This is a genomic window from Ruegeria sp. BHSB196, assembly GCF_059613135.1.
In genome coordinates this window covers 18,927-39,754 of sequence record NZ_JBXWRY010000015.1, presented here as the reverse complement: position 1 = coordinate 39,754, position 20,828 = coordinate 18,927, and the positions used below count along the sequence as shown (strand labels likewise).

At 62.6% G+C, this 20,828-nt stretch carries 20 protein-coding genes; 9 read left to right on the top strand and 11 right to left on the bottom strand.

Annotation, left to right across the window (positions count from 1 at the left end; all coding sequences use genetic code 11):
- Positions 1-9: 9 nt before the first annotated feature.
- Positions 10-573 (top strand): nucleotide exchange factor GrpE, encoded by a 564-nt coding sequence (locus AC2FNJ_RS09630; protein ID WP_496764011.1) that lies wholly within the window; start codon positions 10-12, stop codon positions 571-573.
- 37 nt (positions 574-610) lie between these two features.
- Here AC2FNJ_RS09630 and mutS read toward each other — a convergent pair whose 3' ends face one another.
- Positions 611-3,223, bottom strand: a complete 2,613-nt coding sequence (gene mutS / locus AC2FNJ_RS09625) for a DNA mismatch repair protein MutS (protein ID WP_496764036.1) — start codon at positions 3,221-3,223, stop codon at positions 611-613.
- 167 nt (positions 3,224-3,390) lie between these two features.
- Here mutS and AC2FNJ_RS09620 point away from each other — a divergent pair, with 167 nt between their 5' ends.
- Both AC2FNJ_RS09620 and AC2FNJ_RS09615 read left to right on the top strand, forming a co-directional pair.
- Entirely contained in the window at positions 3,391-5,646 is a 2,256-nt protein-coding gene (locus tag AC2FNJ_RS09620; protein ID WP_496764010.1) for an NADP-dependent malic enzyme, read from the top strand.
- Between the two features lie 3 nt (positions 5,647-5,649).
- Positions 5,650-6,525 carry a ribokinase gene (locus AC2FNJ_RS09615; RefSeq protein ID WP_496764009.1) on the top strand — a complete coding sequence of 292 codons (876 nt, stop codon included), beginning with the start codon at positions 5,650-5,652 and terminating at the stop codon, positions 6,523-6,525.
- Here the strand turns inward: AC2FNJ_RS09615 and msrA are convergent.
- On the bottom strand, positions 6,522-7,184 hold the full coding sequence (gene msrA / locus AC2FNJ_RS09610; protein WP_496764008.1) for a peptide-methionine (S)-S-oxide reductase MsrA: 663 nt from the start codon (positions 7,182-7,184) through the stop codon (positions 6,522-6,524). The two genes, AC2FNJ_RS09615 and msrA, sit on opposite strands and share 4 nt — an antisense overlap.
- 144 nt (positions 7,185-7,328) lie before the next feature.
- Here msrA and AC2FNJ_RS09605 point away from each other — a divergent pair, with 144 nt between their 5' ends.
- On the top strand, positions 7,329-8,240 hold the full coding sequence (locus tag AC2FNJ_RS09605; protein ID WP_496764007.1) for a D-amino acid aminotransferase: 912 nt from the start codon (positions 7,329-7,331) through the stop codon (positions 8,238-8,240).
- Positions 8,237-8,950 (top strand): sulfotransferase-like domain-containing protein, encoded by a 714-nt coding sequence (locus tag AC2FNJ_RS09600; protein ID WP_496764006.1) that lies wholly within the window; start codon positions 8,237-8,239, stop codon positions 8,948-8,950. Before AC2FNJ_RS09605 ends, AC2FNJ_RS09600 begins: the two co-directional genes overlap by 4 nt.
- On the opposite strand, the gene AC2FNJ_RS09595 is transcribed toward AC2FNJ_RS09600, so the two are convergent.
- The gene (locus tag AC2FNJ_RS09595; protein WP_496764035.1) at positions 8,947-9,351 is read right to left on the bottom strand and encodes a DUF1810 domain-containing protein; all 405 of its coding nucleotides are present in this window, start codon (positions 9,349-9,351) and stop codon (positions 8,947-8,949) included. The two genes, AC2FNJ_RS09600 and AC2FNJ_RS09595, sit on opposite strands and share 4 nt — an antisense overlap.
- A 32-nt stretch (positions 9,352-9,383) precedes the next feature.
- Complete coding sequence (locus tag AC2FNJ_RS09590; protein WP_496764005.1) at positions 9,384-10,610, bottom strand: argininosuccinate synthase; 1,227 nt, start codon at positions 10,608-10,610, stop codon at positions 9,384-9,386.
- A 136-nt stretch (positions 10,611-10,746) separates the two neighbouring features.
- Here AC2FNJ_RS09590 and AC2FNJ_RS09585 point away from each other — a divergent pair, with 136 nt between their 5' ends.
- Together AC2FNJ_RS09585 and ilvA are read left to right on the top strand one after the other, a co-directional pair.
- Complete coding sequence (locus AC2FNJ_RS09585; protein ID WP_496764004.1) at positions 10,747-11,514, top strand: hypothetical protein; 768 nt, start codon at positions 10,747-10,749, stop codon at positions 11,512-11,514.
- Positions 11,515-11,573: 59 nt separating this feature from the next.
- On the top strand, positions 11,574-12,800 hold the full coding sequence (gene ilvA, locus AC2FNJ_RS09580) for a threonine ammonia-lyase IlvA (protein ID WP_496764003.1): 1,227 nt from the start codon (positions 11,574-11,576) through the stop codon (positions 12,798-12,800).
- Between the two features lie 3 nt (positions 12,801-12,803).
- Here ilvA and AC2FNJ_RS09575 read toward each other — a convergent pair whose 3' ends face one another.
- Positions 12,804-13,130, bottom strand: a complete 327-nt coding sequence (locus AC2FNJ_RS09575) for an Hpt domain-containing protein (protein ID WP_496764002.1) — start codon at positions 13,128-13,130, stop codon at positions 12,804-12,806.
- A gap of 168 nt (positions 13,131-13,298) precedes the next feature.
- Here AC2FNJ_RS09575 and AC2FNJ_RS09570 point away from each other — a divergent pair, with 168 nt between their 5' ends.
- Positions 13,299-14,576, top strand: coding sequence for a PP2C family protein-serine/threonine phosphatase (locus AC2FNJ_RS09570; RefSeq protein ID WP_496764001.1), 1,278 nt, complete (start codon positions 13,299-13,301; stop codon positions 14,574-14,576).
- Positions 14,577-14,651: 75 nt separating this feature from the next.
- Here AC2FNJ_RS09570 and AC2FNJ_RS09565 read toward each other — a convergent pair whose 3' ends face one another.
- The 5 genes from AC2FNJ_RS09565 to AC2FNJ_RS09545 are packed head-to-tail and all read right to left on the bottom strand — an operon-like array spanning position 14,652 to position 19,292.
- Entirely contained in the window at positions 14,652-14,990 is a 339-nt protein-coding gene (locus AC2FNJ_RS09565) for a hypothetical protein (RefSeq protein ID WP_496764000.1), read from the bottom strand.
- 53 nt (positions 14,991-15,043) lie between these two features.
- Positions 15,044-15,925, bottom strand: a complete 882-nt coding sequence (gene sucD, locus AC2FNJ_RS09560; RefSeq protein ID WP_496763999.1) for a succinate--CoA ligase subunit alpha — start codon at positions 15,923-15,925, stop codon at positions 15,044-15,046.
- A complete protein-coding gene (locus AC2FNJ_RS09555; protein WP_496763998.1) occupies positions 15,925-17,115 on the bottom strand; it encodes a malate--CoA ligase subunit beta in 1,191 nt (396 codons plus the stop codon). The genes sucD and AC2FNJ_RS09555 overlap by 1 nt, the downstream gene beginning before the upstream one ends.
- A 9-nt stretch (positions 17,116-17,124) precedes the next feature.
- Complete coding sequence (locus AC2FNJ_RS09550) at positions 17,125-18,069, bottom strand: HpcH/HpaI aldolase/citrate lyase family protein (RefSeq protein WP_496763997.1); 945 nt, start codon at positions 18,067-18,069, stop codon at positions 17,125-17,127.
- A gap of 32 nt (positions 18,070-18,101) precedes the next feature.
- On the bottom strand, positions 18,102-19,292 hold the full coding sequence (locus AC2FNJ_RS09545; protein ID WP_496763996.1) for an aminotransferase class V-fold PLP-dependent enzyme: 1,191 nt from the start codon (positions 19,290-19,292) through the stop codon (positions 18,102-18,104).
- A gap of 336 nt (positions 19,293-19,628) precedes the next feature.
- Between AC2FNJ_RS09545 and AC2FNJ_RS09540 the strand changes: the two genes are divergently transcribed.
- Positions 19,629-20,252 carry a helix-turn-helix transcriptional regulator gene (locus AC2FNJ_RS09540; RefSeq protein ID WP_496763995.1) on the top strand — a complete coding sequence of 208 codons (624 nt, stop codon included), beginning with the start codon at positions 19,629-19,631 and terminating at the stop codon, positions 20,250-20,252.
- A 15-nt stretch (positions 20,253-20,267) separates the two neighbouring features.
- Here AC2FNJ_RS09540 and AC2FNJ_RS09535 read toward each other — a convergent pair whose 3' ends face one another.
- On the bottom strand, positions 20,268-20,819 hold the full coding sequence (locus AC2FNJ_RS09535; protein WP_496763994.1) for a hypothetical protein: 552 nt from the start codon (positions 20,817-20,819) through the stop codon (positions 20,268-20,270).
- Positions 20,820-20,828: the final 9 nt, after the last annotated feature.

The following is a 20,828-nucleotide window of genomic DNA, read 5'->3' as shown; positions in this document are numbered from 1 at the left end:
GGTAGAGACATGGCAGAGCCGAAGAACGAAGAATTTCTGGACGATATTGCAACCGCCGAGGCCGAGGAACTGGCCGAAGAACTGGCGGAAATCAGCGAAGAGGCGCTGGAGCTGGATGCGCTGCGGGCCGAACGCGATGAACTGAAGGACAAGTTCATGCGGGCGCTGGCTGACGCCGAGAATGCGCGCAAGCGCGGCGAAAAGGCCCGTCGGGACGCCGAGCAATATGGCGGCTCAAGGCTCGCACGCGATATGCTGCCGGTGTACGACAACATGAAACGCGCCCTCGAAGCCGTGACCGAGGAACAGAAGGAGGTGGCCGCCGGTCTGATCGAAGGAATCGAGTTGACCATGCGGGCGCTGCGCGACGTGTTCCAGAAACACGGAATCGAAGTGATCTCGCCGCAAGTCGGCGACCGTTTCGACCCGCAACAGCACGAAGCCATGTTCGAAGCGCCTGTACCTGGTACCAAGGCGGGCGAAATCATCCAGGTTTCGGCCGAGGGGTTCATGCTGCACGATCGGCTGCTGCGCCCGGCGCAGGTCGGTGTGTCTTCGACCCCGGCGAACTGATCGGGAAAACGCCGGCGAGACCGGTACCAGAAGGCGGTCAGGAACTGGCCGCCTCTTTCAGTTTGTAGATCAACTCCAAGGCTTGCCGCGGGCTGAGTTCGTCTGGCAGGACATCCTTGAGCATCTCGTCGGTTTTTGACGGTTTCGGAGCCGGCGGGGGCGGAGGTGCAACCGAAAAGAGTGGCAGATCGTCAATCAGCGCCTTCTGCTTGCCGCCCTCGCGCTCGTTCCGTTCCAGCTGTTCCAGTACAAGACGCGCGCGCTCCACGACGGATGGCGGCAGTCCGGCCAGTTGCGCGACCTGCACCCCATAAGACCGGTCGGCCGCGCCCTTGCGCACCTCGTGCAGGAAAACGACTTCGCCCTCCCACTCCTTGACGGCCACTGTGGCATTCTCCACCCCGTCCAGCACGCCGGCCAGTGCGGTCAGCTCGTGATAGTGGGTCGCGAACAGTGCCCGGCACCGGTTGGCCGCCTGCAGATGTTCCAGCGTGGCCCAGGCAATCGACAGCCCGTCATAGGTGGCGGTTCCGCGGCCGATTTCGTCAAGGATCACCAGCGCACGCTCATCGGCCTGATTGAGAATGGCGGCGGTCTCGACCATCTCGACCATGAAAGTAGATCGCCCTCGCGCCAGATCGTCCGAGGCGCCAACCCGGCTGAATAGCTGGCTGACCAGGCCGATATGGGCCGAGTCGGCCGGAACGAAGCTGCCCATTTGCGCCAGCAGCGCAATCAGGGCGTTCTGGCGCAGAAAAGTGGACTTGCCCGCCATGTTCGGACCCGTCAACAACCAGATCGCAGCCCCGGTGTCGGCGGTCAGGTCGCAGTCGTTGGCGATGAACGCATCGCCGCCCTGCTGGCGCAGTGCCTGTTCGACCACCGGGTGGCGGCCGCCTTGGATGGCGAAAGTGCGCGAAGCATCGACCCTCGGCCTGCACCAGTTCTCCTCGCGCGCCAGATCGGCCAGCGCCGTCGTCAGGTCCATCTCGGCCAATCCGCGTGCGGTGTCGTTCAGCCGTGCCGCCTCGGCAAGAACGGCCTCGGCAAGCCTTTGGTAGAGCCGCTTTTCGATCTCCAGCGCGAGGTTCCCGGCATTCAGGATTCGCGTTTCGATCTCGCTGAGTTCCACCGTCGTGAATCGCACCTGATTGGCGGTGGTCTGGCGGTGGATGAATGTTTCGCTGAAGGGCGGGTTCAGCATCTTGTCGGCATGGGTCGCCGTGGTCTCGATGAAATAGCCCAGCACGTTGTTGTGCTTTATCTTCAAAGACGCGATAGCGGTTTGCTCGATGTATTTCTGCTGAAACCCTGCTATTACCGACCGTCCCTCGTCCCGCAGAGTGCGGGCTTCGTCCAGTTCCCTATCATACCCTGCGGCAATGAACCCGCCGTCGCGGACCAAAAGCGGGGGATCGGCCACCAACGCCGTGTCCAGCAAGTTCAGAAGATCCTGAAATCCGGTCAGACCCCGCGCCGCCTTGGCCAGAACCTCGGGCATGTCGCGCGCGTTGCAAAGCGTTGCAATCTGTTCGGCCTGAGCCAGCGTGTTGCGGATCGCGGCCAGATCACGTGGCCCGCCTCGGTCCAGCGACAACCGCGACAGCGCACGGTCCAGATCCGGTGTCTTCCTGAGAGCGTCGCGAAGGTCCGAGGAAAACGGCCTGTCTTCGACGCAGTGATCGACGGCATCGTGGCGGGCGCGGATCGTTCCGAGAACGCGTGAGGGGCTGGACAGGCGTTGTTCGAGCAGCCGTGCGCCGCCCGGTGTCACCGTCCGGTCAATGGCGGCAAGCAGGGATCCGGCGCGGTTGCCCGCCAGTGAGCGTGTCAGTTCCAGATTGCGCCGGGTGGCGGCGTCGATCTGCACCACACGATCCTGGGACTCCTTCTGGGGCGTTCGAAGCAAGGGGAGCTTGCCCTTTTGGGTGATCTCCAGATAGTCGATCACGGCGCCCATGGCGGCGACCTCCGCCCGGTCGAAACTCCCGAATGCGTCGAGCGCGCTTGTGCCGAACAGGTCGCGGATCCGCTTCTCGCCCGAGGTGCTGTCGAAACTCGCCCGCCCGATCGGAGTCACCGGAATGCCCAGATCGTCGGTCACATCGGAGATTTCGGCGTCGATCCCGTCGGCCACGATCAGCTCGGAAGGCGCTAGTCGGGCGAGCTCGGGACTCAGCCGCGCGGCGGAAACCGGAAGAACGTGGAACGATCCCGTCGAGATGTCTGCCCAGGCCAGCGCGGATTGATCCCGGACCGCGGCATAGGCCGCCAGAAAGTTGTGCCGGCGCGCTTCCAACAAGGCATCCTCGGTCAGCGTTCCCGGAGTCACAAGCCGGACCACATCGCGCTTGACCACGGACTTCGACCCGCGCTTCTTCGCTTCGGCCGGGCTTTCCATCTGTTCGCAGACGGCGACGCGGAATCCCTTGCGGATCAGCGTCAGCAGATAGCCTTCGGCGGAATGGACGGGCACACCGCACATCGGAATGTCAGCGCCGTCGTGCTTACCGCGCTTGGTCAGGGCGATGTCCAGCGCCTCGGCGGCCTGAACCGCGTCGTCAAAGAACATTTCGTAGAAATCGCCCATCCGGTAGAAAAGAAGCGCCTCCGGATGTGTCGCCTTGATCTCCAGATATTGCGCCATCATCGGCGTGACGGTGGTCAAGAGTAACTTCTCCGCGCGTGGTCCGGTCCGGTGGCGACCTTACAAATCCGCCAACTGCTGTGAAAGGCGAAAACGCATTGCCGTTGAGGACCACCGTTGCCTACGGTAAGAGGCACGAGGCCTTCCACAATCAAGAAACGACCCGTCATATGCCCAAAACGAAAATCACTCCCGAAGAGGCGCTGGCCTTTCACCTGGAACCCACCCCCGGCAAGTGGGAGGTGCAGGCCACGGTCCCAATGACGACACAGCGCGACCTGTCGCTGGCCTACAGCCCGGGCGTGGCGGTTCCGTGCGAAGCCATCGCCGCTTCGCCCGAGACCGCCTATGACTACACCAACAAAGGCAACCTCGTGGCGGTCATATCGAACGGCACCGCGGTTTTGGGGTTGGGCAACCTGGGGGCGCTGGGGTCCAAGCCGGTGATGGAGGGGAAATCGGTCCTGTTCAAGCGGTTCGCCGACGTGAACTCGATCGACATCGAGCTGGATACCGAGGATCCGGACGAGTTCTGCCGTGCGGTCAAGCTGATGGGGCCGACATTCGGGGGCATCAACCTGGAAGACATCAAGGCGCCCGAGTGTTTCATCATCGAACAGCGCCTGAAGGAAGAGATGGACATCCCCGTCTTCCATGACGATCAGCACGGCACGGCAGTGATCTGCGCGGCGGGTCTGATCAACGCGCTCCATATCTCGGACAAGAAGATCGAGGATGTAAAGATCGTCCTCAACGGCGCGGGCGCGGCCGGTATCGCCTGTATCGAACTGCTCAAGGCGATGGGCGCCAAGCATGACAACTGCATCGTCTGCGACACCAAGGGTGTGATCTATCAGGGGCGGACCGAGGGCATGAACCAGTGGAAATCGGCCCATGCGATCCAGACCGAGTTGCGCACATTGGAAGAGGCGATGAAGGGCGCCGACGTGTTCCTGGGTGTGTCCGTCAAGGGCGCGGTCACGCAGGAGATGGTCGCCAGCATGGCCGACAACCCGGTGATCTTCGCCATGGCCAACCCCGATCCCGAGATCACCCCGGAAGAGGCGCATGAGGTGCGCGTGGACGCCATCGTGGCCACCGGGCGCAGCGACTATCCCAATCAGGTCAACAACGTTCTGGGCTTTCCCTATCTGTTCCGCGGCGCGCTCGACATCCATGCCCGCGCCATCAATGACGAGATGAAGATCGCCTGCGCCCATGCTTTGGCGCGTCTGGCGCGCGAGGATGTGCCAGACGAGGTGGCGATGGCCTATGGCCGGAACCTGACGTTCGGCCGCGATTACATCATCCCGACGCCATTCGACCCGCGCCTTATCCACCGCATTCCGCCGGCCGTGGCCAAGGCCGGCATGGACACCGGCGCGGCACGGCGCCCCATCATCGACATGGACGCTTACGAGGTTGGGCTGAAGTCGCGGATGGACCCGACTGCCAGCATCTTGCGCGGCATCAACGCGCGGGCGCGTCAGGCGCAAAGCCGGATGATCTTTGCCGAAGGTGACGATCCGCGGGTGCTGCGCGCCGCCGTCACCTATCAGCGTTCGGGTTTTGGCAAGGCTCTGGTCGTCGGGCGTGCGGATGACGTGAAGAAAAAGCTCGAGGTCGCCGGTCTCGGCGATGCCGTGCGCGAGATCGAGGTGGTGAATGCCGCCAATACCACGCATCTCGATACCTACAAGGAATTTCTTTACAAGCGCCTGCAACGCAAGGGCTTTGACGGCAAGGACGTGCATCGGCTGGCCGCGCGCGACCGGCATGTGTTTTCGGCCCTGATGCTGGCGCATGGTCACGGAGACGGGCTTGTCACCGGCGCGACGCGGAAGTCGGCGCATGTGCTGGATCAGATCAACCACGTCTTCGATGCCGATGCCGCGCATGGGGCCGCCGGTATCACCGCATTGCTGCACAAGGGGCGGATCGTTCTGATCGGTGACACATTGGTGCACGAATGGCCGGACGAGAACGATCTTGCCAACATCGCCGAACGCGCGGCGGATGTCGCCCGCCACATGGGTCTCGATCCCAGAGTGGCCTTCGTCAGCTTTTCGACCTTTGGCTATCCGGTGTCCGAACGGACCGAAAAGCTTTACAAGGCGCCCCGGGTTCTGGAGGCGCGCGGAGTCGATTTCGAGTTCGAAGGCGAAATGACGGTGGATGTGGCGCTGAACGTGAGATCGCAGGAAGCATACCCGTTTTCGCGCCTGACCGGCCCCGCAAACATCCTGATCGTCCCGGCGCGGCATTCGGCTTCGATTTCGACGAAACTGATGCAGGAGATGGCAGGCGCGACAGTAATCGGGCCGATCCTGACCGGCATCGACAAGCCGATCCAGATCTGCTCCACCGTATCGACCGCCAACGACATCCTGAACATGGCGGTGCTGGCCTCTGCCAAGATCGGATAGATCATGACCGTCTGGAACCTGGGGTCGATCAACGCGGACATGTTCTATTCGGTGCCGCACCTTCCGAAACCGGGCGAGACCCTTGCGGCAAGCGCATTCTCGCAGTTTCTGGGCGGCAAGGGGGCCAACATGTCGGTGGCGGCGGCGCGGGCCGGCTCGGTCGTGCACCATATTGGGGCGATCGGTCCGGAAGGGCGATGGGCGGTGCAGCGGCTGTCGGATTATGGTGTTGACACTCGCCACGTAGCTCAGGCCGACGTGCCGACCGGGCATGCGATCATCGCGGTCGAAAACGGCGGCGAGAACCAGATCATCCTTTTTCCGGGCGCAAACCGCGCGATTTCGGAAGCGCGCCTGCAATCGGCGCTGGCCGAGGCTCTGCCTGGTGATCTATTGGTTCTGCAGAACGAGACCAATACGCAGGTCGAGGCAGCGCGCTTGGGCCATGAGCGGGGACTGACCGTCTGCTATGCGGCCGCGCCGTTCGATGCGGAGGCCGTCCAGGCGGTGCTACCGTATCTGGACTTGCTGATTCTGAACGAAATTGAGGCCGAACAGTTGCAACAGGCAACGGGGTACGCGCCGGGGCAGCTTCCCGTGAAGCAGGTGATCGTCACGCTCGGCTCAGAAGGTGCCCGGCTGTTCGACACCGGATCCGGCGAGGTGCAGGACTTTGCCGCCCATCGTGTCCGGGCGGTCGATACGACCGGCGCGGGCGACACCTTCACCGGTTACGTGCTTGCTGCGTTGGATCAGGGACTTGAGATGCCGCTTGCCATGAGCCGCGCCATGAAGGCCGCGGCCATCATGGTCACGCGACACGGCACGGCAGACGTGATTCCCAGCCTTGAGGAGGTCGAGGCGGCCCGGCTGGATTAACTGCCGGCAAAGGGCGCGGCGCTCCCCCAAAGCTCGCGGACGCGGGCATCCCGGCCACACGCCTCACGATACGCTTTGTAGGCGCTGGCCTGGCGCTTGGGTCCGAACCGGGTCAGAATCAGCTTTGCGCCCTTGTAGTAATCCTGGTGGTACGGCTCGGCCCGGTAAAACGTGGTTTCATTCAGAATTGGCGTGACGACTTGCTGGCGCAATTCCGCCTGCGCGGCGGCCCTTGCGCGCTCGGCCAATGCTTTTTCCTTAGTGTTAGAGACGAATACCGCCGTGCGATAGCTGGTTCCGCGATCACAGAACTGACCGCCGGGATCGGTGGGATCGATCGAGCGGAAGAACAGGTTGAGCAGCGTTTCGCGCGAAACCTGCGCCGGATCGAAAGTGATCTGCACGGCTTCGTAATGGCCGGTGCCGCCCGACGTGACCTGCCGGTAGGTCGGGTTTTCCGTTGTCCCGCCGGTATAGCCGGACACTGCCTCGATCACGCCGGGAACCGTCTCGAAATCCGCTTCGACACACCAGAAACAGCCGCCTGCAACGGTCAGCGTCCGGGTTTCCGCCGCAGCGACGGGAAGGCACCGCAGGATCGCGGCAACCAGGATCAGCGCACCAAGGGCAACGGTCTTGAGATCACGGGTCAAAGTCATGATGAGTCTCCTTGCAAGACAGGGTGCCTCGGGTGGCGATCCCCGGCAATCGGGCGTCATGATAAATCACAGACTGGTGAGTGGAGTTTACCCCTTGGCCCCCATCCGCCGCGCGATTAGCTTGCCGCCGACAGGAGGACAATCATGAGTCAAAAGATCAGCACCCATCAGGCCCGGGAGGATGCCCGAAACGAGGCCATCATGATCTACGTGAACGGGCGGATCGTCCCCAAGGCCGAAGCGGCAGTCAGCGTTTACGACAGCGGCTTCATGCTGGGCGACGGGGTGTGGGAGGGGCTGCGGCTCTATGACGGGCGCTGGGCGTTTTTGGACGAACATCTGGATCGTCTGTTCGAGGCGGCAAAGGCGATCGATCTGGACATCGGGATGGACCGGCAGGGGGTGATCGACGCGCTGAAAGCGACGCAGGAGGCCAACGGCATGACCACCGACGCCCATGCGCGCCTGATGGTGACGCGGGGGGTCAAGACGCGCCCGTTCCAGCACCCGTCGCTCAGCCGGTCCGGTCCCACAATGGTCATCATCATGGAACATTCCCGCCCGAACCTGCCGCGCCCCATCCGTCTGGCAACGGTGCCGCATATGCGTGGCCTGCCGATGACCCAGGATCCAAAACTGAATTCGCATTCCAAGCTGAATTGCATTCTGGCCTGTATCGCGGCCGAAAAGGCCGGCGCGGACGAGGCGCTGATGCTGGATGTGAACGGGTTCGTGAACACCACCAATGCATGCAACTTCTTCATCGTGCGCAAGGGCGAGGTTTGGACCTCGACCGGGGACTATTGCATGAACGGGATCACCCGGCAGAAGGTCATCGACTTGTGTCGCGAAAACGGGATTCCGGTTTTCGAGCGCAACTATTCCCTTGTCGATACCTATGGCGCCGACGAGGCGTTCCTGACCGGTACGTTCGGCGCACAGACACCGGTGGGCGAGATCGACGGGCGGATCATCGGAACGGGCGAGATGGGACCGATGACCAAACGACTGCGCGAACTCTACAAGACTCTGGTCGCAAAGGAGGTTTCGACGTGAAGATCGTGATGTGGTCCGGGCCGCGCAACCTGTCGACGGCCTTGATGTACAGCTTTGGCGCGCGCACCGATTGCGCGGTGATCGACGAGCCGTTCTATGCCGCATACCTTGCCAGGACGGGGCTGGATCATCCGATGCGCGAGGAGATTCTGGCCGCGCAATCGCAGGATCCGCACGAGGTTGCGGCGATGCTGGCTGGTCCCAATCCCGGTGCACGGCCTTTCTGGTACCAGAAACACATGAGCCAGCACATGATCCCCGGCATCCCGCGGGACTGGATGCGCGACGCCCGCAACGTTTTTCTGATCCGGCACCCTGCGCGCGTGATCGCCAGCTATGCCGAAAAGCGCGAGAGCCCGACGCTCGACGATATCGGGTTCCGGCAGCAGGCGGAACTGTTCGATCTGGTCAAGGCTTGGGGCGGCGATCCGGTGGTGATCGACAGCTACGACATCCGTGCCGACCCGGCCGCCATGCTTGAGCGGCTCTGCGACAAGATCGGCGTGCCCTGGTCGCCTCTCATGCTGAAATGGCCCAAGGGCGGGCATCCGGATGACGGGGTGTGGGCGCCGCATTGGTACGGCGCCGTGTGGAACTCTACCGGATTTGCCGGGCCCGAGGGACCGCTGCCGCGCGTTTCGCAAGAGCTGCAACCGGTATTGGACGCGGCGTTGCCCTTTTACGAGCGGATGAAGGCGGAGAAGCTTTAGCCCTGCTCAAGGACGCCTTTGGTCCGCGGGCATTCGTTGCCTTCGAAGAACGCGTCCAAAACCGCCCGAAACTCGGGCGGCGCACCGGAAACGGCAGAAAAGAGCGTCATGCACGAGCGGAGTTTCTTGGCGTCGATCCTGCCGAGGATGTCGGCGGCTTCCGTTCCCGCGTGGGTCAGCATCAGGCGGCTGACCTGGGTAAGGCGGCGGCGCAGTTCGGGGTGGGCCAGATAGGCCGCAGCCTCGTCCAGATCCTCGATTCCGTAGAGCTGTGCCATGTGAGACTGGCCCAGTTCGGCCAGTTGCGGAAAGACGAACCACATCCAATGGCTGGTCTTTTGCCCCTGTTCCAGTTCGCGCAGGACATCGGACCACACCGTGTCCTGCGCTTCGATGAACATTTCCAGTTCGTCGTTCAGGCCGTCATCCTCGGTCACTTGGACAACCGCTTGTCGCGTGCCGCCAGCAGCTTGAGCCGCAGCGCGTTCAGCTGGATGAAGCCCGCAGCGTCTTTCTGGTCATAGGCGCCGGCGTCTTCTTCGAAGGTTACATGCGCCTCGGAATACAGCGAATGATCCGACCAGCGGCCGACCGTCGAGGCCAGACCCTTGTAGAGTTTCACGCGAACGGTGCCGGTGACGTGTTCCTGGCTTTTGTCGATGGCGGCCTGAAGCATCTCGCGCTCGGGGCTGTACCAGAAGCCGTTGTAGATCAGCTCGGCATATTGCGGCATCAGCTGGTCCTTCAGGTGCATCGCGCCGCGGTCCATGGTGATGGATTCGATGCCGCGATGCGCTTCCAGCAGGATGGTGCCGCCCGGTGTTTCATAGATGCCGCGCGACTTCATGCCCACGAACCGGCCCTCGACCAGATCGAGGCGGCCGATGCCGTGCTTGCCGCCGTATTCGTTCAGCTTGGTCAGCAGGGTCGCGGGGCTCATGGCCTCGCCGTTGATGCTGACCGGATCGCCTTTTTCAAAGCCGATCTCGATATATTCGGGCTCGTTCGGGGCGTCCTCGGGGTGGACGGTGCGCTGATAGACATAGTCGGGTGCTTGAACGGCGGGGTCTTCCAGAACCTTGCCCTCGGACGAGGTGTGCAGCAGGTTCGCATCCACCGAGAACGGCGCCTCGCCGCGCTTGTCCTTGGCGATCGGGATCTGGTGCGCCTCGGCGAATTCCAGCAGCTTGGTACGGCTGGTCAGATCCCATTCCCGCCAGGGAGCGATCACCTTGATGTCGGGGTTCAGCGCATAGGCGGCCAGTTCGAACCGCACCTGGTCGTTGCCCTTGCCGGTCGCGCCATGCGCCACCGCATCGGCGCCGGTTTCCCTGGCGATCTCGATCAGGCGCTTGGAAATCAGCGGCCGCGCGATCGAGGTGCCCAGCAGATAAAGGCCCTCGTACTGCGCGTTGGCGCGGAACATCGGAAAGACGAAGTCGCGGACGAATTCCTCACGGATGTCCTCGATATAGATGTTCTCGGGCTTGATCCCCAGCAGCTCGGCCTTCTTGCGGGCCGGCTCCAGTTCCTCACCCTGACCCAGATCCGCGGTGAAGGTCACAACCTCGCACCCGTATTCGGTCTGCAGCCATTTCAGGATGATCGAAGTATCAAGGCCGCCGGAATAGGCCAGAACGACTTTCTTGGGCGCGGACATCTGGATTCCCTCTGATGCGTAGAACGACTGCGCCCTAGCGGGTTTTCGACGCGGGGGCAAGAAGCAGTGGGTTGACCGGGCGGCCGGTTTGCGGGCAATCCTTTGACAACCAAAGATTGTCACAGGAATTTTTTGAATGCTTGGATGGAAGATTTTCGCGCACTCGCTGCGGATGGTGTTCGGCAACCTGTTGCAGGTTCTGCAGATCGTTGTTGGCCCCGCATTGATTGCAACCGCCGTGCTTGTTGGACTGTTCATGGTTTCCGGCATCCCGCTTGAGAGCCTTGACGACACCGCAACGGATTTGCCGCCGGGCGTGAACCCGGGAACCTACATTTTGCTCGTCGTTCTTTTGGTCGTCGTGATGCTTGTCACCATGGGCTGGATTGCCGTGGCTTGGCACCGGTTCATCCTGCTTGAGGAGTTTCCGGGCGGGCTTTTGCCGGCCTTCCGATTTGATCGGATTCTGGCCTATTTTGGCAGAGGCATCATGCTGGGTATCCTCATGTTGATCGCGTATCTGCCCATTGGTCTGCTGCTGGCCGCCTTGGGGGAAAGCCTCATCGTCGTTTCGATATTTCTGGTCATTGCCTATTCGATCTTTCTGGTCGTGTGTTTCTATCGCCTGTCGATAATTCTGCCCGCGGCCGCGATCGGCAAACCAATCACGGTGGGCCAGGCCTGGAGCAACACGCAGGGCATCGGTGGGGCGATCATCGTGCTGGTCCTGGTGTCCGTTGCATTCCAGTTTCTGGTGCAGCTCGCGATTGGAGCGCTGGCCGTCATACCGGTTTTGGGACTCCTGATCGCGATATTCCTTGGCGCGTTGATCGTTCCGATGATCAATGTCAGCATTCTGACCACGATGTACGGCGTCTTTGTCGAAGGGCGCGAGTTGACCTGATCCTCAGCACACCGATGTATTCCTTGCCCTCATCGAACTGATGGGGCAGGGAAAGCGGCATGAGTGATTTCATGACCCGCGCCCGCGCCGCCGAGCAGGCGATGCGCACCGTGTTCCCCGCCACCCCGTTGCAGCGGAACGCGCATCTGTCCGAGCGCTACGATGCCGATATCTGGCTCAAACGCGAGGATTTGAGCCCGGTGCGCTCCTACAAGATTCGCGGCGCTTTCAACGCCATGCGCAAGCAGGAGGGGCAGACCCTGTTCGTCTGCGCCAGCGCGGGAAACCACGCGCAGGGCGTGGCCTACATGTGCAAGCACATGGATGTGCGCGGCGTCGTCTTCATGCCGGTGACGACTCCGCAGCAAAAGATCCAGAAGACCCGGATGTTTGGTGGCGGCAACGTCGAGATCCATCTGACCGGCGACTATTTCGACCACACGCTGGCCGCCGCGCAACGGTGGTGCGCCGAACAGGGCGGGCATTTCCTGTCGCCCTTCGACGATGCGGATGTGATTGAAGGACAGGCTTCGTTGGCCGTCGAGATCGAGGAGCAGCTTGGCCGGGTGCCTGACCATGTCGTGTTGCCGGTGGGCGGTGGCGGCATGTCGGCAGGCGTGGCCACGTGGTTCGGCGACCGCACGCATTGCCTGTTTGTCGAGCCCGGCGGCGGAGCCTGCCTGCGCGCCGCCCTGGCAGCGGGGCATCCGGTATCGTTGGGCAGGGTCGATACGTTCGTGGACGGCGCTGCCGTCGGGCGGATCGGCGACAAGCCGTTTGAACTGTTGAAGACCCGTCACCTGTCGGACGTTCTGGTGATGCCCGAAGACCGGATCTGCACCACCATCATCGAGATGCTGAACGTCGAAGGCATCGTTCTGGAACCCGCCGGCGCCCTGGCCATCGAAGCGATCGCCGACGTGCAAAGCTTTGTCCGGGGCAAGACCGTGGTTTGCGTCACGTCGGGCGGGAATTTCGATTTCGAGCGCCTGCCCGAGGTCAAGGAACGGGCCCAACGCTATTCCGGAGTCAAGAAATACCTGATCCTGCGCCTGCCTCAGCGCCCCGGCGCGCTGAAGGAGTTTCTGGGAATCCTGGGGCCGGATGACGACATTGCCCGTTTCGAGTACATGAAGAAATCGGCCCGCAACTTCGGCTCGGTCCTGATCGGGATCGAAACCAGCAAGCCCGAGAACTTCGTGCGCCTGTTCGCCCATCTGGACGATGCCGGTTTCACCTATACCGACATCACCGATGACGAGACGCTGGCGCAGTTCGTGATCTGACCGTCACACGTATCGGTCCAATTCCGCCTGGAAGGCGGCCCGCGACCGTTCGAACATGGCCACGATTTCATCCAGATCGACAGCCGCCGCGTCGCCGGACGCAGCCTGACGCTCACCGTCCTGGCAGAGGCGCGAAAACGTCTCGAACCCGAGGCTCAGGGCGCTGCCCTTGAGAAAATGGAGATTGCGTTCCAGGTCGCTCCGGCCCGCATCCGCGCGGATACGCCCGATCGTTTCCCTGACTTCTTCAAGAAAGATCTGGACCACTTCACCGAACTCATCGGCGCCGACTTCGGAATGCAGCTGTTTGACTCGGGACCAGTCGATCATCGTGCACCTCAGGGGAAAGGACGGGTCTTGCCTTGTTAGGCCGGGCAGGTAAACGCACCGTAAAAGAAAGCGCGCAGCAAACGGCAAAGGCCGGGTTTTACACGATCTTAAGGACGGAAGCCTAGCCTTGCAGCGGATTGGAAAGGTGCGGCCAACAGGGGCGTGAGAGTGTTGCGAGGTCACAGTGCAGAACTCCGGGCCGAACAGGATCTTGGTGCGATCCGTCGGGTTCTGGTGGTGGATGACAGCCGCTTGCAACGACGGATTCTCGTTGGATCGCTCCGAAAATGGGGCTTCGAGGTGATCGAGGCCGAGTCGGGCGAAACAGCCATCGAACTCTGCCGAAGCCAGCCACCCGATCTGATCCTCAGCGATTGGGTCATGCCGGGGATGAGTGGGCTGGAGTTCTGCGCCGCGTTCCGCCAACTCGATTTCGACAATTATACCTATTTCATCCTTCTGACCTCGAAAAGCGAGCAGAAAGAGGTCGCCAAGGGCCTCGATGCCGGGGCCGACGACTTTCTGATCAAGCCCCTGGGCGCGGACGAGCTTAGGGCCCGGATCGCTGCCGGCGCGCGAATTCTGAGCATGCAGCGGGAATTGTCCGAAAAAAACCGCCTGATCGAAGCTGCGCTGGGCGAATTGCGGCTGGCGCACGAGGCCATCGACAAGGATCTCATTCAGGCGCGAAAGATACAGGAATCGCTGATGCCCGAACTCAGCCGGGTTTTCGGGAACTCGCGTGTCAGCCTGCTGCTCAAACCTTGTGGCCACATTGGCGGGGATCTGGTCGGTGTCTTTTCGCCAGGTGTGAACAGGCTGGGCATCTACAGCATCGACGTGTCCGGTCACGGCATCACGTCGGCCATGATGACGGCCCGGTTGGGCAGCTACCTGTCCAGCACCTATTTCGATCAGAACGTCGCGATGGAGAAAAGGTTCGACCGTTTCTATGCGCTATTGCCCCCAGAGGAGGTGGCGGCAACCCTGAACTCGCGGCTGATCGCGGATACAGGCGTCGAAGAGTACTTCACCATGGTCTACGCCATCGTCGATCTGAGAAACGGGCATCTCAAGATGGTCCAGGCCGGCCATCCCCATCCGTTGCTGATGCGTGCGGATGGCGGTTTCGAGTTCCTGGGCCACGGCGGAATACCGATCGGCCTCCTGCCAGGCGTGACCTTCGAACGGGTCGAAACCTATCTGCGCCCGGGTGACCGCTTGCTGCTCTATTCCGATGGTTTTGTCGAATGCCGTACGGCTCGGGGCGGAATGCTGGAGTCCGAAGGACTGCTGGATCTCGTTCGGCAGAGCGACTCCAACCTCGGAGGGCAGGATTTTCTGGACGACCTGTTCCGTCGTTTGACACAGCTCATGCCGCCCGACACCGGTCTGGATGACGATGTTTCCGCGGTCTACTTCGAATACGGAGGACCGGGATCGTAAAGACCGGCCGTTCAAGATTTCAGGGCAAAGGGCGGACCGGGTGCAATGCAGGCGGAATTGTCGTCCGAGGGCGAGCTACTGTTGGAGAGCGCGCCCGACGGAGATCAGGTCTGAAGGCAGTTTGGCGGTCAGCAACTCTTCGACAATGGCCATCGCTTTCGCCGATCCGTGCGGTCCGCCGGTTTCGCCCCAAAGCAGTACGATCAGGTCGTCGATCCATGCGCGGGACAGGAGCGTTTCACACGTTTCTGCACCTTCCCCTACCAGCTCGACGGTGCGGTCCGCTCCGGCCAGGTCGCAGAACTCCCGAAACATGGCGGCGGGCATCTCACCGATCAGCACCACAGTCACGAATCCCGGCGTGTTGAGATCGCGGATGCGGCGCGCTTCGCCCCTCAGGCCGGTCGCAACCATTGGCCCCCGCGACTTGCCAGCGGCGGATGCGCTTGCGTCAAGCGCGGTCCGAATCATTGCAGCAACTCCCGCACGGTTTCGCCGAAGGATGACGGAGTCGGAACGATGGCGACCCCGGCATCCTGAAGGATGTCCACCTTTTCCTGTGCGCTTTCTCCGAAGGCTTGGACAATGGCGCCAGCGTGACCCATGCGACGGCCCTTTGGTGCTGAAAGACCGGCAATGTAAGCGGCGACGGGCTTGGTCATGTGATCGCGGATGTAACCGGCGGCTTCTGCCTCCTGCGGGCCGCCGATCTCACCGACCATCACCACCGCCTCGGTATCAGGATCGTTTTCGAACAGTTCGAGAATGTCGCGAAAACTCGACCCGTTGATCGGGTCGCCGCCGATGCCGACCGAGGTGGAAACGCCGATGCCGAACTCCTTCATCTGGGATGCGGCCTCATACCCCAAGGTGCCCGACCGCCCGACGATGCCCACATGTCCGGGCATGTAGATGTGCGGCGGCATCAGCCCGGCAAACGCCTCGCCCGGCGTGATGATCCCGGCGCAGTTGGGGCCAATCAAGCGCATCCGGTTCTCGGCCTTGTAGCGGCGCATGAACCGTTTGACGCGGATCATGTCCTGAGCCGGGATACCGTCGGCGATGCAGACTGCGGTCTGGATGCCGGCATCCGCCGCCTCCATCAGCGAATCCGCGGCGAAGGGCGGTGGAACGAAGGCCAGGGCAATGTCGGCCCCGGTTTCGGCCACCGCGCCCTTTATCGTGTTGAAGACCGGCAGGCCCAGATGCACAGTGCCGCCCTTTCCCGGCGTCACGCCGCCGACGACATTGGTGCCGTAGTCGATCATTTCCTGGGCGTGAAAGGTTCCGATACGACCGGTGAAGCCGAGGACGAGAACCTTGCTGTCTTTGTTGATGATGACCGACATCAGATGGCCTCCGCCAATTTGGGGGTTGTTCTGTGCCAGGCTGCGACGGCCTTTTCCGCCGCTTCGGCCAGCGTGTCCGCGGTTTCGATGTTGAGCCCGGACTGCCCGAGGATACGGCGGCCCTCCTCGACATTCGTGCCTGACAGGCGCACCACCAGGGGCAAGGTCAGGTTCAGCTCCCGGACCGCGCGCACCACGCCTTCGGCGATCCAGTCGCACCGGTTGATGCCCGCGAAGATGTTGACGAGGATTGTTTCAACCTTTGGGTCGTTCAGAACCGCCTTGAACGATTTCAGAACGCGTTCGGGCGAGGCGCCGCCGCCGACATCCAGAAAATTGGCCGGTTCGCCACCGGCCATCTTGATCATGTCCAGCGTGGCCATGGCCAAGCCGGCGCCGTTCACGATGCAGCCGATGTGACCTTCCAGCCCGATATAGCTCAAGCCCCGGTCGCTGGCATAGGTTTCGCGCGGGTCTTCCTGGCTCTTGTCGCGGAGCTCCGAGATCTGCGGCCGGCGGAACAGGGCGTTGTCGTCAAAGGACAGCTTGGCATCCAGCGCGACGATCTCGCCCGCGCCGGTCACGACCAGAGGGTTGATCTCGACCATGGTCGCGTCCAGATCTCGAAACGCCTTGTAGCAGCCGATGATGGTGCGGACCGCCTGCGGAATCAGGGATGGATCGAGGCCCAGGGAAAACGCGATCTCGCGCGCCTGAAACGGTTCCATCCCGACGGCCGGATCCACGACGGATCGAATGATCGAGTCGGGCTTTTCGGCAGAGATGTCTTCGATTTCCATACCGCCTTCGGCCGAGGCGACCACGACAACGCGCTCTTCGGTACGATCCAGCACGAAACCCAGATAGACCTCCTGAGCGATGTCGCTGGCCTCTTCCACATAGATCCGGCCCACCAGCTTTCCGGCCGGCCCGGTCTGGTGCGTGACCAGTTTTCGGCCCAGCATGAACTCGGCGGCCTCTTCCACCTCGCGCAGCGACCGACAAAGGCGCACGCCACCGGCCTTGCCCCGCGCCCCGGAATGGATCTGCGCCTTGACCACCCAACCGTCGCCGCCCAGCTCTTGCGCGCGATAGGCGGCCTGTTCCGGGCTATAGGCGATCTCGCCGCGCGGAACCGCGACGCCGAATTCGGCAAGCAGGGCTTTGGCCTGGTATTCGTGAATGTCCATGACTTCCTCCTAGGCGGAGTGGGCTTCGATGGCGTCAGCCACCACGATCACGTTGCGCGCCATCCGTTCGCTTGCGGCGTCGATCATCTTTCCGTCCAGCGCGGCGGCGCCGCGGCCTTCGGTTTCGGCCTTCTTGAGTTCGGCAATGATCCGGCGGGCGCGATCGACCTCGTTGGCGGGAGGCGAGAAGACGTCGTTCGCGAGATCGATCTGGCTTGGGTGGATTGCCCATTTGCCTTCGATCCCAAGCGCAGCCGCTCGCCTTGCCGAGGCCAGGTAGGCGTCGGGGTCCGAGAAGTCGCCGAAAGGCCCGTCAATGGCCCGCAGCCCGTAGGCGCGGCAGGCAACGGTCATGCGCGACAGGGCAAAATGCCACTGATCGCCCGGATAGTCGGGGTTGAGCCCTCCGATCACGACCGTGCGGGCTCGGTTCGACGCGGCATAGTCCGCAACGCCGAAATGCAGCGCCTCCAAACGTCCGCCGGATGCGGCGATGGCTTCGACGTTTGCCATGCCCAGCGCGGTTTCGATCAGTGCTTCGGTCCCGATCCCGTGGGTCAGCCCGACCTGCGTTTCGATCTGGCTGATCAGCATCTCGACCGCATACAGGTCCGCCGGCACCCCAACCTTGGGCACAAGGACGGTGTCCACATGCCGGCCGGCCTGTTCCAGAACGTCCACCACGTCGCGATACATGTAATGCGTGTCCAGGCCGTTGATCCGCACCGACATCGTCTTGCCCTTGGCCTTCCAGTCGATGTCGTTGAGTGCCTCGATGATGTTCCTTCGCGCCCGAACCTTGTCGGGCGGCGCGACCGCGTCCTCGAGATCGAGAAAGATGTAGTCGGCGGCGCTGTCCGCGGCTTTTTCGATCATCGAAGGGTTCGAGCCGGGTACGGCCAGTTCCGACCGCTGCAGGCGCTGCTTCTTGAAGGGGTGCAAAGTGTAGCTCATGGTGCGTGTCTTTCGCGTTCTCTTGCAGTGATTCAGGCGGCGAGGGCCAGGTTTGTGGGGGTGCCGCGATAGTGGTCCTGTGCGGCCGCGACGCCGGAGCCCGCCGCAACGGCGGCACCGGCATCGACAAGGGCCATTTCCGCAGCCGATATCGCGCCGCAGAGCATCACGGGGTTGAGCGAACCCAAATGCCCGATCCGGAATGCGCGACCGGACAGCTTGTTCAGACCGGAACCCAGCGAAGTCTGGTACTTGGCATAGGCGGTGGCGATCACTTCGGCCGCATCCACACCCTCGGGCACATAGATTGCCGAAACGGTGTCCGATGCCCATTCCGGCCCGGATGCGACGAGCGCACATCCGTTCCAGGCCGACACCGCCTTGCGCACACCTTCGGCCAGCCAGGAATGGCGCGCCCAGACGGACTCCATGCCGGCGCCCAGCAGCATGTCCACCGAAACGCGCAGCCCGCGCAACAGTTGCGTGGCCGGCGTATAGGGAAAGTAGCCGCTGGCATTCATGGCGCGCATGTCGGCGAAATCGAAGTAGCCCCGCCGCATTCCGCCAGACCTGGAAGCCTCGAGCGCCTTTTCGCTGACCCCGAGTAGTCCGAGGCCCGCCGGCAGCATGAACCCTTTCTGCGAACCCGCGACCGCCAGATCGACGCCCCATTTTTCCATCTCGAATTCGACCGACGCGATCGAGGACACCCCATCGACGAACAAAAGCGCCGGGTGGTCGGCGGCGTCGAGCGCGGCGCGCACGGCGGCCACATCCGACCGGACTCCGGTGGAAGTTTCATTGTGGGTGACGAAGACGGCCCTGATCCGATGCGCTTTGTCCGCTTCGATGCGGGCGGCATAGTCTTCAACCGGAACGCCCGTGCCCCAGCCGGCGTCAATCGCCTGCACGTCGAGCCCCAATCGTTCGCACATCCGCGCCCAGAGCAGCGAGAACTGACCGAAGCGCGACATCAGAACCGTGTCGCCTTCGTTCAGCGTGTTGCTGATCGCGGCTTCCCATGCCCCCGTTCCCGAAGAGGGGAATGCAAGGACCGAGCCGGTTTCGGTTCGAAACACCTGTTTCAAGTCGTCGAGAAGGGGGATCACGAAGGCGCCGAAATCCGGCGCGCGCATGTCTTCCATCGGAATGTTCATGGCCTGCCGCACCGGTTCGGGGACGTTTGTCGGGCCGGGCACGAAAAGGTGGTGATTGCCGTACATCGCATGCTCCCTGGATTTCGGGACAGCATCGGGGACAAGGCACGCCTGCACCACGCCCGCGAGGGTAGATTTTCGGAAAGTTGGAGTGGACCGGGACTACCCGGTCATGAGTTGGCCGCGCAAACGGGTAGGATCCATCCCACCCGATCCCCAAAGACCGGCGTTTCGGCTGTCGCGTTGCATCCGACGGCATACGAAAAAAGCGCGTATGTATCCCGTAGCATGCAGAAAAACAACAAAAAAATCGCACTTTTTCGAGATCGCGTACGAGAATCGACCATGCAATGTCGGTTTTTCTTCCGCATGGGCAAGCCTTCCGTGCTTGGCTTGTGAATCATGACACGAGCCGCGCATATCCGCCAATTGGCCGTCGCCGATCGTCAGGCCATCGTCTGCCGGGGGGTCGAGGCCATGCTCGGTGACGTGCCGGGCTTCGCGCCGCCGCGTTCCGCGTGCGACATGGCCAGCCTGCGGACCGCGCTGCGTAATTTCGGCGCCGACGACATCGCGATCGTCGGCACCCGTCTTCTGGATGCCGAACTCGGGCAGATCCTGGACATGCTCCGCAAGAACCACCCCGAGGTTCTGGTCCTGGTTCTGGCGGACGAGGGTGAACTCTCCCATATCCGGCTCGCCGTGGAAAAGGGTGTTCATGCCTTGTGCTGCCTGAACGACATCGAGCGGATGCTGCCCCGGATGGTTCAGAGCCTGCTGAGCGGTCACAGCCAGATCCCGACCGCGATCATGCGCCGCCTGACCCTGGACAAGGGCGATGCGCTGACCCGCCGCGAACACGAGATCCTGAAGCTGATCAGCGAAGGAATGACAAATTTCCAGATCGCGACCCGGCTCGGACTGTCGGAGAACACGGTCAAGTACTATCTGAAGCAGATATACCAGAAACTCGACGTGTCCTCGCGTGCGCTGGCCGCCGCGAAATTCGTCAAGGGGCATTTGTAGGCCATTTGGCCCCGATCAATTCCGACCGGGTTTGGGTGTCAGACGGTCAAGTGCTTCAAGGGCTGCTGCGGCCTCCTCGACATTCTTCAGAAACCGCGCCTGCGATTCCTCGGCCTGCGCCTCTTCGCGGGCGAGCCGTTCCCTGGTCTTGGCGATGTGGTCTCCAGCCTGTGGCAGCGCCCGCCGTGCGGCGGCAACGAACCGGCGGTCGTTGAACCGCTCGACGGTGTCCTTGCGCTGTTGCGCGGCGATGCGGAAGGCGTCTTCGATCCGGCTGGCCGCCGCCTTGAGGCGCAACCCGGCCTCGGCCGTCGGGCTGTCCCCCGCAAGCTCCGGAGACGCGATCTCTTCGGCCAGTTTCAGGCCCGACACGGCCGGTACCACGATGCTGGCGCCAAACCTGAATCCTTCCGGGCTGGCCAGCCGGGGATTGGCCGCCAGCAGGGCCGCTTCGGCCCGGCGGAGCTGCTCGCGCGAGGCGCGCCCGGCTTCGATCTGAAAGACGCGCCGGGCCAGCGTACTGAGCGTGCGTTCCCGCCCCAATGTGGCAATTCGAGTCGTCGACATCCTGCGTTC